The sequence below is a fragment of the Gordonia sp. NPDC003585 genome (genome assembly GCF_040610755.1).
GTDB lineage: Bacteria > Actinomycetota > Actinomycetes > Mycobacteriales > Mycobacteriaceae > Gordonia.
Genome location: NZ_JBEXMX010000110.1, coordinates 1 through 14,279 on the forward strand (window position 1 = coordinate 1; position 14,279 = coordinate 14,279).

Below are 14,279 nucleotides of genomic sequence, written 5' to 3' on the forward strand. Positions count from 1 at the left end.
CGTGGCGTCGCGCCGATGCCGGTGGTCGAGGCGCTCGTCGCGGCCGCCGAAACGGTGGTACCTGCCGAGGGCCCGCTGCTCGGCGCCAACGCGGAGGAAGCGGCGCTGCTCTACCGGTGGATCACCGAACCGGACGCGCGGATCGTGTCCTGCACCGAATCCCTTGCGCTGCCGTCTCGCTCGGCTGTGCGGTGGCTGTCCTGGTCCGCGACGGCCCAGCGCGCCCGCGACACGACCACACGGAGTGCGTCCACGGCAGCCCTGCGCGCAAGCTGATCAGGAACTCGGCAAGTCGTTGACGGTGCCCCGACATGCTCGCGAGATGTTCTACTGTGACACCCATGATCACCGCCATCGTGCTCATCTCGGCCGACGTTCATCAGATCCCGGAGACCGCGCAGGCGGTCGCCGACATCCCCGGTGTCGCCGAGGTCTACTCGTGCGCGGGCGACGTCGATCTCATCGCCAAGATCCGGGTGCGCGACCACGAGCAGATCGCCGAGGTCGTCACCGGCCGGATCAACCGGCTGCCGGGTGTGTTGCACAGCGCGACCCACATCGCGTTCCGCAGCTACTCCCGATCCGACACCGAGGGCGGCTTCTCCATCGGCGAGGAGTGAGCCTGCCTGCGCGCGATCAGCCGGCGGCCAGTTCGCTCGAGAGCTGGGCCCATCGCTGCAGAAGTTCTTGTGCCGCACCCGAATCGATGGCCTCGGCGGCACGCGCACGCGCTGCCCGGAACGCTTCGGTCAGCCCGTCCTGAGTCAGCGGAGCACTCTGCTCGAAGGCCACGATCGCGCCGGCCGCATTGAGCAACACGGCATCGCGCACGGCACCCTGGGTCCCGGCGAAGAGGTCTCGGGCGATCGCCGCGTTGACCGTCGCGTCGCCACCTTGCAGCGCAGACAATTCGACGCGTTCGATGCCGAGATCGAGTGGGTCGATCGACAGCTGAGTGACCTGGCCGTCGGCGACCTGCCAGACCGTCGAGGTCGTCGTGGTCGTCAGTTCGTCCAGTCCGTCGTCACCGCGTACCACCAGGGCCGCAGCTCCCCGGTCGGCGAACGCCCGGGCGAGCACCGGCGCCAGGTCCGCGAACGCGCACCCGATCAATCCGCGCGCGGGCCGCGCCGGGTTGGTCAGCGGACCGAGAACGTTGAACACGGTCGGGATACCGATCTCCTTGCGCGGCGGACCGGTGAACCGGAACGCCGGGTGGAACACCGGGGCAAAGCAGAATCCGATACCCAGTTCGTCCACGCAGCGGGCTACTCCGCTCGCGTCCAGCGAGATGGCGACGCCGAGTGCCTCCAGGACGTCCGCGCCACCACTCTTCGACGACGCCGCGCGGTTGCCGTGTTTGACCACCGGGACACCCGCGGCAGCGATCACGATCGACGTCATCGTGGAGATGTTGACGGTGTGCGACCGGTCACCACCGGTTCCGACGACGTCGACCGCGGGGCGCGACACCTCGACCAGGGTCGCGTGCGACAACATCGCATTCGCCAGGCCGATGAGCTCGTCGGGCGCGGCGCCCTTCATCTTGACGCCGACACCGAAGGCCGCGATCTGTGCGCCGGTGGCGCTGTCGGTCATGATCTCGTTCATCGCCCAGGCGGCTTCCTGCGCGGACAGGTCATGTCGATCGGTGACCTTGCCGAGGATCTGTGGCCACGTGTACGCGGATGCGGGCGGAGTCTGGGCGCTGCTCACGGGGTTACAGCCTAGGCCATCTCGAACCACCCGATTCCCGGCGATGTCAGGTGGGCGGGCGCTGCAGGACATGCCAGCACAGTGCGACGCCACCATGCCGCGACCCGAGGCTGGCCATCCTCGACCGCTCCTGCGACAGATGCATGGCGTCGAGTTGCTGAACTCTGGCCAACACCACCAGGGCATGGCCATCATCTCCGCTGATCGACCCACCCCCTTGCTCTACGCGGACATACCCATCGAGCGCAGCGATCGACACCGCTTCCGCACTCCGATGCACCGGTAGACGGAGAATGTGTCGCAGGACCACCTCGTCGTCGGGCCGCCACGACGACTCGGCGAGCGCCGTGGAACTCGCGACGGCGTCGTCGTCGGAACCTGCGACGACGACGAGGTCCGCGTCGTCGACCGACAGCGGCGTAACCGGGCCGGCCCCACCGAAACGACTCCGCAGCCGGGCCCACCGGCCGGGCTGCACCACGCGGCCGTTGAGATCCCGCGAACCCGGCGTGACACCGTCTTGATGATTCCGCTTCATTGCGTTCCAGCCAACCACATCGACGGTGCGCGACTGCCGTCGGCGGGACACGCCGGGCCTCCCCGATCATGGCCCCCACCTGCGCGGAGAGAAATAGTTCCGACCAATTTCCGACCCAAGTGGTCACCGCTTACTACGAACCGTCATACTTCATCTGTGACAAGCGCTGTAGGAACCTCAGGAACAGCCATCACCTCGCGCGTGCACTCGCTGAACCGGCCCAATATGGTCAGCGTCGGCACCATCGTGTGGTTGTCCAGCGAGCTCATGTTCTTCGCCGGTCTGTTCGCGATGTACTTCGTGGCCCGGGCGAACTCACCTGCCGACATCGGCTGGCCGGCCGAGCCGACCGAGCTGAATCTCGCGTTGGCGATCCCGGTCACCACGGTGCTGATCCTGTCGTCGGTGACCTGCCAGATGGGTGTGTTCGCGGCCGAGCGTGGCGACGTCTTCGGACTGCGGCGCTGGTACGTACTGACCTTCCTGATGGGCTCGTTCTTCGTTGCCGGTCAGGGCTACGAGTACTACCACCTGGTGCACGAGGGCACGACCCTCTCGTCGAGCGCCTACGGTTCGGTCTTCTACATGGCCACCGGATTCCACGGCCTGCACGTCATCGGTGGTCTCGTCGCCTTCATCTTCCTGCTGATCCGCACCAAACTGTCGAAGTTCACCCCGGCACAGGCGACAGCCGCGATCGTCGTCTCGTACTACTGGCACTTCGTCGACATCGTCTGGATCGGCCTCTTCGTCACGATCTACTTCGTCCGATGACATCGGCCGCAGCGCACCAGCCCGCGCTCTCGCGGCCCGGATAACGCTTCAGCCCCCGCGGGACCACCCGCACGCACAACAACACAGTCCGTCCGCTTAGTAGAGAGTCACAGATGAGTTCATCTCCACCGCGATCGTCGGATAGCGACGCCGGTCCAGAGGTCACCGCCTCAGTGGCAAACAAGGCCACGGCCCGCAAGGCGCGCGCTCGCCGCAAGCTGCGTCGGCGTGCCAGTGGGGCATTGCTGCTGCTCGCGGGCTTGATGCTGGCCGGTGTGCTCGCCTCCGTGCTGTCGCCGAACGCACAGGTCGCGACCGCCGACCCGAGCGATCTCGCCGTCATCCAGGATGGCCGCAAGCTCTACGAGACCTCCTGCATCACCTGCCACGGCGCCAACCTGCAGGGCGTGCCCGACCGCGGTCCGTCACTGCTCGGCGTCGGCGATGCTGCGGTGTACTTCCAGGTGTCCACCGGTCGTATGCCCGCAGCTCGCGGTGAAGCACAGGCATTGCGCAAGCCACCGAAGTTCACCACCGCGCAGATCGACCAGCTCGGCGCCTACATCCAGTCCGAAGGTGGCGGCCCGACTCGCGCCCCCGAGGACGGCGAAGCGCTTCGTGGCGAGCGCCTCGGCCGCGGCAGCGAGCTCTTCCGTCTGAACTGCGCGTCCTGTCACAACTTCACCGGACGTGGCGGCGCGCTGTCTTCGGGCAAGTTCGCACCCAACCTCGACGGTGTGACCGAACAGCAGATCTACACCGCGATGCTGACCGGACCGCAGAACATGCCCAAGTTCTCGAATCGGCAGCTGTCGTACGAAGAGAAAAAGGACATCATCGGCTTCATCAAGTACGTGACCGAGTCCAAACCCCAGGGCGGGTTCGGCATCGGCGGTTTCGGCCCCGTCAGTGAGGGCATGGTGATGTGGTTTGTCGGAGTCGTCGCCGTGGTGGCCTCCGCCATGTGGATGGGATCTCGCGCATGAGCAGCGACAAAAGCAGCCCTTCGAAGGACGAACTCGACCAGATGAGCTCGGAAGAGCTGGTCAAGCTCGGCACCAATCTCGACGGTGTCGAGATCATCCACCGCTCCGAGCGCTACCCGGAGCCGGGGTCCAAGGTCGAGAAGCGTGCCGAACGGCAGGTCGCGATCTGGTTCACCATCTCGGGAATCTCGGCGATCGCCTGCTTCATCATCTTCATCTGGAACCACTGGGAATTCACTCTCCCCGACGAAGCCGACTACTGGCGCTACACCCTGAACACCCCGCTGCTCGGCATCACGTTCGGGCTCTCGGTGCTCTCCATCGGTATCGCACTGGTCCTCATCACCAAGAAGTTCCTGCCGGCCGAGATCTCGGTGCAGGACCGGCACGACGGCGGATCGTCGGAGGTCGACAAGAAGACCATCGTCGCCGAACTCGCCGACTCCGGTAAGACCTCGACGCTCGGTCGTCGCAAGATGATCCTGGGCTCGGCGGCCTTCGGCCTGGGAGCGTTCGCGTTCACCGGTCTGATCGCCTTCGTCGGCGGCCTCATCAAGAACCCGTGGGCCGAGGGCGACAACTCGCCGCTCTGGACATCCGGCTGGACTCCCCCTCCGGGTCAGCCCAAGGAGACCGTCTACCTGCGCCGTGACACCGGTGACCCGTGGCGGGTCGCGCTCGTGCGTCCCGAGGATCTCGACGCCGGCGCGATGGAGACCGTGTTCCCGTGGCGGGTGTCCGACGGATACGGCGAGACCGAGCATTCACGCCACGCACTGCTGCAGAGCCTGCGTGCGGTTCGCAACCCGGTCATGCTCATCCGGCTCCGTCCCGAAGACGCCGCGCACGCCATCAAGCGCAAGGGCCAGGAGAGCTTCAACTACGGCGACTACTTCGCCTACACCAAGGTGTGCAGCCACCTCGGCTGCCCGACCTCGCTGTACGAGCAGCGCACCAACCGCATCCTCTGCCCGTGCCATCAGTCGCAGTTCAACGCGCTGGAGTTCGCGAAACCGGTCTTCGGTCCGGCGGCACGGGCACTGGCACAGCTGCCGATAACGGTGAACAATGAGGGCTACCTGGTCGCTGCAGGCGACTTCATCGAGCCCGTCGGACCAGCATTCTGGGAGCGTAAGTCATGACCATCGCCGACCGTCTCGGCGCGCAGGCCGAAGAGGTGGACTCGAGGTACCACCTCGCCGCCGGCATGCGTCGTCAGATCAACAAAGTCTTCCCGACGCACTGGTCCTTCCTGCTGGGTGAGGTCGCGCTCTACAGCTTCATCATCCTGCTGATCTCCGGCGTCTACCTGACCCTGTTCTTCGACCCGTCGATGAGCGAGGTCATCTACGACGGCGCCTATCAGCCGCTCAACGGCGTGATGATGACCAAGGCCTACGAGACCACCCTGAACATCTCCTTCGAGGTGCGCGGCGGTCTGTTCGTCCGGCAGATCCACCACTGGGCCGCGCTGCTGTTCGCCGCGTCGATCATCATCCACATGCTGCGCATCTTCTTCACCGGCGCCTTTCGGCGTCCGCGTGAGGCCAACTGGATCATCGGCTGCTTCCTGCTGATCCTGGCGATGTTCGAGGGTTTCTTCGGCTACTCGCTCCCCGACGACCTGCTCTCGGGCACCGGCGTCCGCGCCGCGATGAGCGGCATCGTCCTGGGTATTCCGTTGGTCGGCACCTGGATTCACTGGGCGCTGTTCGGCGGTGACTTCCCCGGCGAGATCATCATCCCGCGCATGTATGTGCTGCACATCCTGCTGTTCCCGGGCATCATCCTGGCGCTGATCGGCGCGCACCTCGCGCTGGTCTGGTACCAGAAGCACACCCAGTTCCCCGGCCCCGGCCGTACCGAGAAGAACGTTGTCGGCGTGCGCATCATGCCGGTCTTCGCGGCCAAGGGCGGCGCGATGTTCGCCATGGTGACCGGTGTGCTGGCGCTGATGGCGGGTATCTTCCAGATCAACCCGGTGTGGGTGCTCGGTCCGTACAACCCGGCGCATGTGTCGGCCGGGTCGCAGCCCGACATCTACATGATGTGGACCGACGGTTTGGCCCGTCTGATGCCTGCGTGGGAGCTCTATCTGGGCAACTACACGATCCCGGCGATCTTCTGGGTGGTCGTGATCATCACGATCATGTTCGCGGGCATGTTCACCTACCCGTGGATCGAGAAGCGGCTGACCGGCGACGACGCGCATCACAACCTGCTGCAGCGTCCGCGTGACGTCCCGGTGCGTACCGGTATCGGTGCGATGGCGGTGTCCTTCTACATCATCCTGACGCTGTCGTGCATGAACGACATCATCGCGCTGAAGTTCCACATCTCGCTGAACGCGACGACGTGGATGGGCCGCATCGGCCTGATCGTCGTACCGCCGCTGGCGTACTTCATCGCCTACCGCTGGGCACTGGCGCTGCAACGCAGCGACCGTGCGGTCCTGGCGCACGGCATCGAGACCGGCCTGATCAAGCGTCTGCCGCAGGGCGAGTACATCGAGGTGCACCAGCCCCTCGGCCCGGTCGACGATCACGGTCACCCGATCCCACTCCCCTACGAGGGAATGGCTCTGCCCAAGCGCATGAACAAGCTCGGCTCTGCCGGCGCGCCGGGTACCGGATCGATTCTGACCGCGGATCCGCCGGATCAGCAACGACGCCACGTCGAGGCCGAACACGAGAACGAGAAGGCCGAGCAGAAGGCTCTGCGCGAATTGCAGGCCAAGGGCGGCAATCCGTTCGAGGAGTAGTCCTGAGAATCAGTGAGGCGGCATCATCTTCGCGATGATGCCGCCTTTCTGTTGTCCCGGCTTCGCGAGTGGCGCGGCGTATGACAACGTGGAGGCATGAGACGCCGACTCGTGAGAACTGCTCGACGCACGGCAGCGGTCCGTCAGATCACTCGCGGGCTCGGCTCGCTCGACGCGGAGATCTACGATTCGATCGCCCGCTCCCCCAGCCCGTTGCTGGACGCGACAATGCCGAAACTGTCTCACGCAGCGGATCATTCGAAGTTGTGGATGGCAATAGCGGCCGGGATGGCTCTGTCCGGACAGCCCACCCTGCAGCGTGGTGCCGCACGTGGCATCGCGTCGCTTGCGGTGACCAGTCTGGTCACCAATCAGGGGGCCAAACGGATTCGACGTCGCAACCGCCCGCTGGTCGGCCCGATACCGCTCACTCGACGCGGCACCGCACAGCCGACATCCAATTCGCTGCCGTCGGGACACTCCGCGAGCGCGGCGGCCTTCGCGGCCGGGGTGGCCGCGGAGAATCCGCCGGCGGGGCTGCTGTTGTCGGCGCTGGCCGGGCTGGTCGGCATCTCGCGGGTCGCGACCGGGGCGCACTACCCCGGTGACGTCATGGCCGGCCTGGGCATCGGTGCGAGCATCGCGACCATCGGCACCAAGGTCGTCCCCCCGATCACCCGTCCGCGGATCTCACTCGCCACCCCGTCCGCGGTACCGACCACGGCACGTCCGGACGGGAACGGTGTTGTTGTGGTGATCAATCCGGCCTCGGGCGACGGCCAAGGCGCACGGGTTCTCGACCGGATCCGAGCCATGCTGCCGGCCGCCGAGATCGTCGAACTCGCTCCCGACGACGACGTCGAGGAGGTGCTGCGCGACGCCGCATCTCGGGCCGAGGTGTTGGGCATCGCCGGCGGTGACGGCACCGTCGCAACCGCGGCAGCGATCGCACTGTCCGCCGATCTGCCGCTCGCAGTCTTCCCCGCAGGGACGTTCAACCATTTTGCCCGCGACCTCGGCTGCACCGACGTCAACCGGACACTGACGGCCATTCGATCGGGCACCGCCACCCGCGTGGACACGGTGTGGCTCAACGACGACCGGCTCATCCTGAACACCGCCAGCATCGGCGCCTACCCGCAGTTCGTCCGAACCCGCACACGGCTGCAGAGTCGCATCAGCCGGCCGCTGGCGACCGCCTACGCCGTCCTACGCGTCCTGCGACGGGCTCCGCACGTCCGAATCAACGTCGACGGCACCGAGATCGAGACATCGCTGTTCCTGGTCGGCAACTCAATGTACCAGCCGACGGGTTTCCTCCCGGCGCGTCGGCTCCGACTCGACGACGGACTGCTCGACGTTCGGATCCTGGAGACCAATCACCGCTGGGCGACCACCAGAATCCTGCTCGCGCTGGCCCTCGGCCGGTTAGAACGGTCGCGGCTGTACCACGAGATGCAAGTGCCCGAGTTCGGTTTCGCCGCCGTCGACGATCAGATCACCATCGCGCACGACGGCGAGATCGGCGAGCGCTACCGGGAGGCACGCTTCCGCGTCGGCTATCGACAGCTGGCCGTGTACGCACCCCGGCAGGCCTGATCAACGTAAGCCCTGAACATGCTTGTGGCCACACCGGATTCGGTGTGGCCACAAGAATTGGTCGGTGAGAGCGTCAGTGTTTCTCGGGTCCCACGTGGTACTCGAACACCAATCCTGCTGCCGTACCCATGATCACCGCGGCGGCGAAGATCGCGAGCCAGAAGTTGCCGGTGGCGAACGCGACGGCGAAGAGTGCGGCGCCGCCGGCGATCAGGATGGGCCACCAGGAATGCGGGCTGAAGAAGCCCAGTTCACCGGCGCCGTCCTCGATCTCGGCGTCCTCGAAGTCTTCCGGGCGGATCTCGACGCGACGAGCGACGAATCGGAAGTAGGTGCCCGCGATCAGCGTCAGTCCGGCACTGAAGAACATGCCGACAACACCGACCCACTCGATTCCCTTGCTGGTGAACACGGTGAAGAGGGTGTAGGCAACGCCTGCGAGGGCGAAGAACACGGTGAGCAGCTCGAAGAGCCGGGCTTCTACCTTCACTGGACCGCCTCCAACGGTTTGATCTGGCAACTCGACAGGGTCGTGTTGTCGGGATTACCACTCGCCTCGACGCTGCCGTTGGACTTGCGGCGGGTATCGAAGGGCACGGTGGTGACCGACTTGGGTTCCTGGCAGATGTACTCCAGCGCCTGGGCGTTGGTCCGATCCGGGAAGCGCTCTCGGTAGGAGATGTAGGCGTCGAAGTCCTGCGGCGAGACCGCACGCACCTCGAAGTTCATCATCGAGTGATAGGTGCCGCACATCTCCGCGCAACGCCCGACGAAGGCACCTTCACGGTCGATCGACGAGATCTGGAAGACGTTGTCGGTGTGGTTCTGTTCCGGGAAGGGCAGCACGTCGCGCTTGAACAGGAACTCCGGCACCCAGAACGAGTGGATGACGTCTGCCGCAGCGAGATTGAACTCGATGCGCTTGCCGGTCGGCAGCACCAGGATCGGGATCTCGCTCGAGGAACCGACGGTCTCGATCTTGTCGAACTTCAGGTAGGTGCGGATGTCGTCGTCGCGACCGCCGGCCGGGAACGGCAGTTCCTCGCCGTGGTGCATCTCGTGTTCCTGCTCACCGGCGAACGGGTTGCCCTCGCCGATGCCGGGCTGTGCGCCCTGGTACACCCGACCGTTGTCCAGGATCACGCTGCGGTAGCCGAACTTCCAGTTCCACTGGAAGGCAGTCACATCGACGACGACCTTGGAGTCATTGTTCTTGCTTTCCACATCGTTCTGCACGATGACGGTGAAGTAGAAGAGCACCGCAATGATGACGAACGGGATTGCGGTGTAGGTCAGTTCGAGCGGCACGTTGTAAGCGGTCTGACGCGGGAAGACCCCCTTCTTCTCATCGTTCGCACGATGGAAGCTGATGGTCCAGAAGATCAGGGCCCACACCAGGATGCCCATGATGAGCGCGGCGATGACCGACCACGTCCACAGGTCGCCCATCTTGGTGGCCTCCGGCGTGACGCCCTCGGGCCAGCCGAAACGCATCGCGTCGCGCGCGTCGCATCCGGTCATGACCAGTGCAGCGACCGCCAAACCGGCGACCAGCCCGATCCTCTTGACCGTCCGCGACGTTGATGAGACACGCCGCGATAGGGGCCGTCCACCGTGTGCCAATTTCACGCCTTCCTGCTCGCCCGGGCCCGGCTCGACGCCACCCGGGTGCATGCCACATGACCTGCACAGCGCGAGAACTGCCCGCACTTCACAGGGCAATTCTCGCACCTAGTACTACGCAGCGTAGACCAACACGGCGAAGCTTTCGTGATTGGGGCGGACCTTGCCGCAACCAATCCCCACAGCAATCGATAAGTGCCAGCTCACGGTCGTGTAAGCAATGACGAGCACGGCACGTCGAGGCGGGTCCACTTCGGACTCTCGGTGCCTGCTGAGGCATACTCGGGACGCGACCCGGTCCCCCAAATAGTCTGTCCCCACGGAAAGAGGCGCTCACGTGTGTGGTCTGCTCGGCCTGCTGACATCGGACGGTTCGGCGGCCGACGCCGTCGGCGCGGTTGCGGCGGCCTCGCACTGCATGCGGCACCGGGGGCCGGACGAACCGGGCACCTGGCACGACGACGACCTCGTCTTCGGGTTCAACCGACTCTCGATCATCGACATCGAGCATTCCCACCAGCCACTGCGCTGGGGTCCGCCCGAACAGCCCGACCGCTACGCCCTGGTGTTCAACGGCGAGATCTACAACTACGTCGAGATCCGCGCCGAACTCGCCCGTGACGAGGACGCGACGTTCGCCACCGAGGGTGACGGCGAGGCGATCGTGGCCGCCGTGCACTACTGGGGACCCGACGCCGTGCGTCGACTGCGCGGCATGTTCGCGTTCGCGATCTGGGACACCCACGAACGCAGCCTGTTCATCGCGCGCGACCCGTTCGGCATCAAGCCGCTGTTCATCGCGACCGGACCCGGCGGCACCCTGTTCGGCAGCGAGAAGAAGAGCCTGCTCGAGCTGATCGACCGCGTCGGCCTGGGCACCGAGCTCGATCCTCGCGCGATCGAGCACTACACCGTCCTGCAGTACGTGCCCGAACCCGAGACCCTGCACGCGTCGATCCGCCGCCTGGAGTCTGGGTCGTACGCGACCCTGCGTCCCGGCAAGGCACCGGAGGTGCGCCGATACTTCACCCCGCAGTTCGGGGTGCATCCGTTCACCGACGCCACCCGGCAGTCCCGCTACGACGAGATCGCCGACGTTCTCGCCGATTCCGTCGCCAAGCACATGCGTGCGGACGTGACGGTCGGGTCGTTCCTCTCCGGCGGCATCGACTCGACCGCGATCGCGGCGCTCGCGATCCGCCACAACCCCGACCTGATCACCTTCACCACCGGCTTCGAGCGCGAGGGCTATTCGGAGATCGACGTCGCGGTCGAGTCGGCGGAGGCCATCGGCGCGCGACACATCGTCAAGGTGGTCAGCCCCAGCGAATTCATCGAGGCGATCCCGCAGATCGTCTGGTACCTCGACGACCCGGTCGCCGATCCCGCCCTGGTTCCCCTGTACTTCGTCGCCGCCGAGGCCCGCAAGCACGTGAAGGTCGTCCTGTCCGGTGAGGGCGCCGACGAACTGTTCGGCGGCTACACCATCTACAAGGAACCGCTGTCGCTCAAGGGCTTCGACCGGCTCCCCGGGATCTTGCGTCGCGCCGCCGGCCGCGCATCGGATCGCATCCCGGAGGGCACCCGCGGCAAGAGCCTGCTGCACCGCGGGTCGTTGACGCTCGAGGAGCGCTACTACGGCAATGCCCGCAGCTTCGACGACGCGCGGCTGCGCGCCGTGCTGCGTGACTACCGGCCGGAGTGGACGCACACCGACGTCACCGCCCCCATCTACGCGATGAGCGAGGGCTGGGACCCGGTCGCCCGCATGCAGCACATCGACCTGTTCACCTGGTTGCGCGGAGACATCCTGGTCAAGGCCGACAAGATGACGATGGCCAACTCACTGGAACTGCGCGTGCCCTTCCTCGATCCCGAGGTGTTCGCGATCGCCGAACGACTCCCCTACGACGAGAAGATCGCGCACGGCACCACCAAATACGCGCTGCGCAAGGCACTCGAACAGATCGTTCCCGCCCACGTGCTGCACCGGAAGAAGCTCGGGTTCCCGGTGCCGATCCGGCACTGGCTCGCCGGCACCGAGATGTACGACTGGGCGCACGAGACCATCGAGCATTCCCAGACCGATCACATCCTGAACAAGGACGCGGTGATCGCGATGCTGAACGAGCATCGTGACGGCGTGGTCGACAACAGCCGACGGCTGTGGACGCTGCTCATGTTCATGGTGTGGCATGCGATCTTCGTCGAGAAGACCGTGGTCCCGCAGATCACCGACCACACCTATCCGGTGCGCGTGTAGGTCGCCGACCCAACGTCAGAACTGGTTGCCAAGGCGCTCGGAAAGCGAGCGCCGTGGCAACCGGAACTCGTCAGGCGAAGGCGGCGCGGATCTCCTCGGCAGCGTGCTCGCCATACGCGCCCGCGATCCGGGCGAGTGCGGTCTCGGAGTCCCACGACCAGTCCTGAGTCGACACCGTCTCGAGCACCAGCACGGCGACCATCGAGCCCACCTGAGCAGCCCGTTCGAAGCCGAGTCCCTTGCCCAACGCGGAGAGGAAGCCGGCGCGGAAGCCGTCGCCGACACCGGTCGGGTCGACCTTCTCGGTTTCGGGTACGACGTCGACGTGCAGACGGGTGCCGTCCGTGTCGATGATCTCGACCCCGTCCTTGCCGAGCGTCGTGACGCGCACCCCGACCATCTCGGCGACCTGCGCCTCCGACAGTCCCGCCTTCTGACGAAGCAGACCCCACTCGTACTCGTTGGTGAACAGATACGCGGCGCCGTCGATGAGCTCGCGGGCCTGCTCGCCGTCGAGACGGGCCAGCTGCTGCGACGGATCGGCGGCGAACGGGATTGCCGCGGAACGACATTCGGCGGTATGACGTAGCATCCCGGCGGGGTCGTCGGCACCGATCAGGACGAGTTCGGGTGTTCCGGTCTCCGCGATGACGCCGGCCAGCGAGATCTCGCGCGACTCGCTCATCGCACCGGCGTAAAAGGTGGCGAGCTGGGCCATCGTCTCGTCGGTGGTGCACATGAACCGTGCGGTGTGGTGGACGTCCGACACACGCACACCACGGCAATCGACCCCGTTGGATTCCAGCCACTGCCGGTAGTCGTGGAAATCGGAACCGACGGCACCCACCAGTACCGGAGCGCCACCGAGCTGACCCATCGCGTAACAGATGTTGCCGGCCACCCCGCCGCGTCGGACCACGAGATCCTCGACCAGGAAGCTGAGGGAGATGTGCTCGAGGTGATCGCCGAGAATCTGCTCGGAGAACTTGCCGGGGAACTTCATCAGGTGATCGGTCGCGATGGACCCGCAGACGACGATTGCCACTTGGTTTCTCAGCCCTTCAGATGTGCAACGGATGGACAGCGATCCACGCTACTGCGCACTGCTCGATGCACGACGACCGCACCCCGGCGTCGGGGTGCGGTCGTCGTGAGAGGTCTGTTCGGTCCGACTCAGTTGAAGGAGTCGCCGCAGGCGCAGCTGCCGGTCGCGTTCGGGTTGTCGATGGTGAAACCCTGCTTCTCGATGGTGTCGACGAAGTCGATGGTCGCGCCCTGCACGTACGGTGCGCTCATGCGGTCCACCGACAGGGTGACCCCGGCGAAGTCGGCGGTCACGTCGCCGTCGAGCGACCGGTCGTCGAAGAAGAGCTGGTAGCGCAGGCCCGCACAGCCGCCCGGCTGCACGGCGATGCGCAGCGAGAGGTCGTCGCGACCTTCCTGGTCGAGCAGCGCCTTGGCCTTGGACGCGGCGGCCTCGGTCAGGATGACGCCGGTGCTCGTCGCGGCGCCGGATTCGTTCTGCACGGTCATGGAATGCTCCCTCGGTGGTTGGTTCCCGGGCTGTCCCCTGCCGCACCGACGACGGGTGATCGGTGGCGCGACGCGATGTCTGATGTGCCGGGATGGCGAACCAGTAGTACGTGTGCTGTCAACGGTACTCCTTCGCCGCCTATTCCCGCGTATCGCCCGATCGCGTCATCAATCCACCGACCACCCTCGGGCAACGGATTCGGCGAGACGGATCAGCTGGTTGCGGGCGTCGTTCATGGCGACCTCCACCGAACCCGCGATGTCGACGATGGCGTGCGCCGACGCGATCCCCGCTGCGCCGATCTCCTCTGGTGAGAGCGCGACCTGACCTGCGAGAACCACCGTTTGGGCGCCTGCCGCTGTCGCGGCGCCGTGCAGTGCCGAGACGACCTTGCCGCGCAGTGTCTGCGAGTCGAACTTGCCCTCCCCGGTGATCACCAGGTCGGCGGCGGCCACGTCGGCGTCGAGGTCGGTGGCCTCGGCGAC

The 14,279-nt window shown here is 65.9% G+C and carries 14 protein-coding genes and 1 pseudogene; 8 read left to right on the top strand and 7 right to left on the bottom strand.

The window, feature by feature from the left end; genetic code table 11:
• Positions 1-276, top strand: a pseudogene (locus ABZW74_RS22060) (hypothetical protein); the annotation flags it as partial.
• Between the two features lie 65 nt (positions 277-341).
• The gene (locus tag ABZW74_RS22065; RefSeq protein WP_240860537.1) at positions 342-620 is read left to right on the top strand and encodes an Lrp/AsnC ligand binding domain-containing protein; all 279 of its coding nucleotides are present in this window, start codon (positions 342-344) and stop codon (positions 618-620) included.
• Positions 621-636: 16 nt separating this feature from the next.
• On the opposite strand, the gene trpD is transcribed toward ABZW74_RS22065, so the two are convergent.
• Positions 637-1,716, bottom strand: coding sequence for an anthranilate phosphoribosyltransferase (gene trpD, locus ABZW74_RS22070; RefSeq protein WP_240860536.1), 1,080 nt, complete (start codon positions 1,714-1,716; stop codon positions 637-639).
• Positions 1,717-1,762: 46 nt separating this feature from the next.
• Positions 1,763-2,305 (bottom strand): hypothetical protein, encoded by a 543-nt coding sequence (locus ABZW74_RS22075; protein ID WP_355279370.1) that lies wholly within the window; start codon positions 2,303-2,305, stop codon positions 1,763-1,765.
• Positions 2,306-2,410: 105 nt separating this feature from the next.
• On the opposite strand from ABZW74_RS22075, the gene ABZW74_RS22080 reads away from it, so the two are divergent.
• The 5 genes from ABZW74_RS22080 to ABZW74_RS22100 all read left to right on the top strand — a co-directional run bounded on the left by ABZW74_RS22080 (position 2,411) and on the right by ABZW74_RS22100 (position 8,374).
• Positions 2,411-3,028 (top strand): heme-copper oxidase subunit III, encoded by a 618-nt coding sequence (locus ABZW74_RS22080; protein WP_240860534.1) that lies wholly within the window; start codon positions 2,411-2,413, stop codon positions 3,026-3,028.
• A 113-nt stretch (positions 3,029-3,141) separates the two neighbouring features.
• Positions 3,142-4,014, top strand: a complete 873-nt coding sequence (locus ABZW74_RS22085; RefSeq protein ID WP_240860533.1) for a cytochrome c — start codon at positions 3,142-3,144, stop codon at positions 4,012-4,014.
• Positions 4,011-5,156: a ubiquinol-cytochrome c reductase iron-sulfur subunit gene (locus tag ABZW74_RS22090; RefSeq protein WP_240860532.1), complete on the top strand. Its 1,146-nt coding sequence runs from the start codon at positions 4,011-4,013 to the stop codon at positions 5,154-5,156. Before ABZW74_RS22085 ends, ABZW74_RS22090 begins: the two co-directional genes overlap by 4 nt.
• Positions 5,153-6,775, top strand: a complete 1,623-nt coding sequence (locus ABZW74_RS22095; RefSeq protein WP_240860531.1) for a cytochrome bc complex cytochrome b subunit — start codon at positions 5,153-5,155, stop codon at positions 6,773-6,775. The genes ABZW74_RS22090 and ABZW74_RS22095 overlap by 4 nt, the downstream gene beginning before the upstream one ends.
• Before the next feature lie 96 nt (positions 6,776-6,871).
• Complete coding sequence (locus tag ABZW74_RS22100) at positions 6,872-8,374, top strand: bifunctional phosphatase PAP2/diacylglycerol kinase family protein (RefSeq protein WP_240860530.1); 1,503 nt, start codon at positions 6,872-6,874, stop codon at positions 8,372-8,374.
• Between the two features lie 73 nt (positions 8,375-8,447).
• Here ABZW74_RS22100 and ABZW74_RS22105 read toward each other — a convergent pair whose 3' ends face one another.
• Positions 8,448-8,864 carry a cytochrome c oxidase subunit 4 gene (locus ABZW74_RS22105; protein ID WP_355279375.1) on the bottom strand — a complete coding sequence of 139 codons (417 nt, stop codon included), beginning with the start codon at positions 8,862-8,864 and terminating at the stop codon, positions 8,448-8,450.
• Entirely contained in the window at positions 8,861-9,895 is a 1,035-nt protein-coding gene (locus ABZW74_RS22110; protein ID WP_240860528.1) for a cytochrome c oxidase subunit II, read from the bottom strand. Before ABZW74_RS22110 ends, ABZW74_RS22105 begins: the two co-directional genes overlap by 4 nt.
• Before the next feature lie 439 nt (positions 9,896-10,334).
• On the opposite strand from ABZW74_RS22110, the gene asnB reads away from it, so the two are divergent.
• Positions 10,335-12,260, top strand: coding sequence for an asparagine synthase (glutamine-hydrolyzing) (gene asnB, locus ABZW74_RS22115; RefSeq protein WP_355279378.1), 1,926 nt, complete (start codon positions 10,335-10,337; stop codon positions 12,258-12,260).
• 70 nt (positions 12,261-12,330) lie between these two features.
• Here asnB and ABZW74_RS22120 read toward each other — a convergent pair whose 3' ends face one another.
• The 3 genes from ABZW74_RS22120 to ABZW74_RS22130 all read right to left on the bottom strand — a co-directional run.
• Entirely contained in the window at positions 12,331-13,305 is a 975-nt protein-coding gene (locus ABZW74_RS22120) for a carbohydrate kinase family protein (protein ID WP_240860524.1), read from the bottom strand.
• 128 nt (positions 13,306-13,433) lie between these two features.
• On the bottom strand, positions 13,434-13,793 hold the full coding sequence (locus ABZW74_RS22125; protein ID WP_240860521.1) for an iron-sulfur cluster assembly accessory protein: 360 nt from the start codon (positions 13,791-13,793) through the stop codon (positions 13,434-13,436).
• 168 nt (positions 13,794-13,961) lie between these two features.
• A partial coding sequence (locus ABZW74_RS22130) for a glycerate kinase (protein ID WP_355279381.1) occupies positions 13,962-14,279 on the bottom strand: 318 nt, incomplete at its 5' end.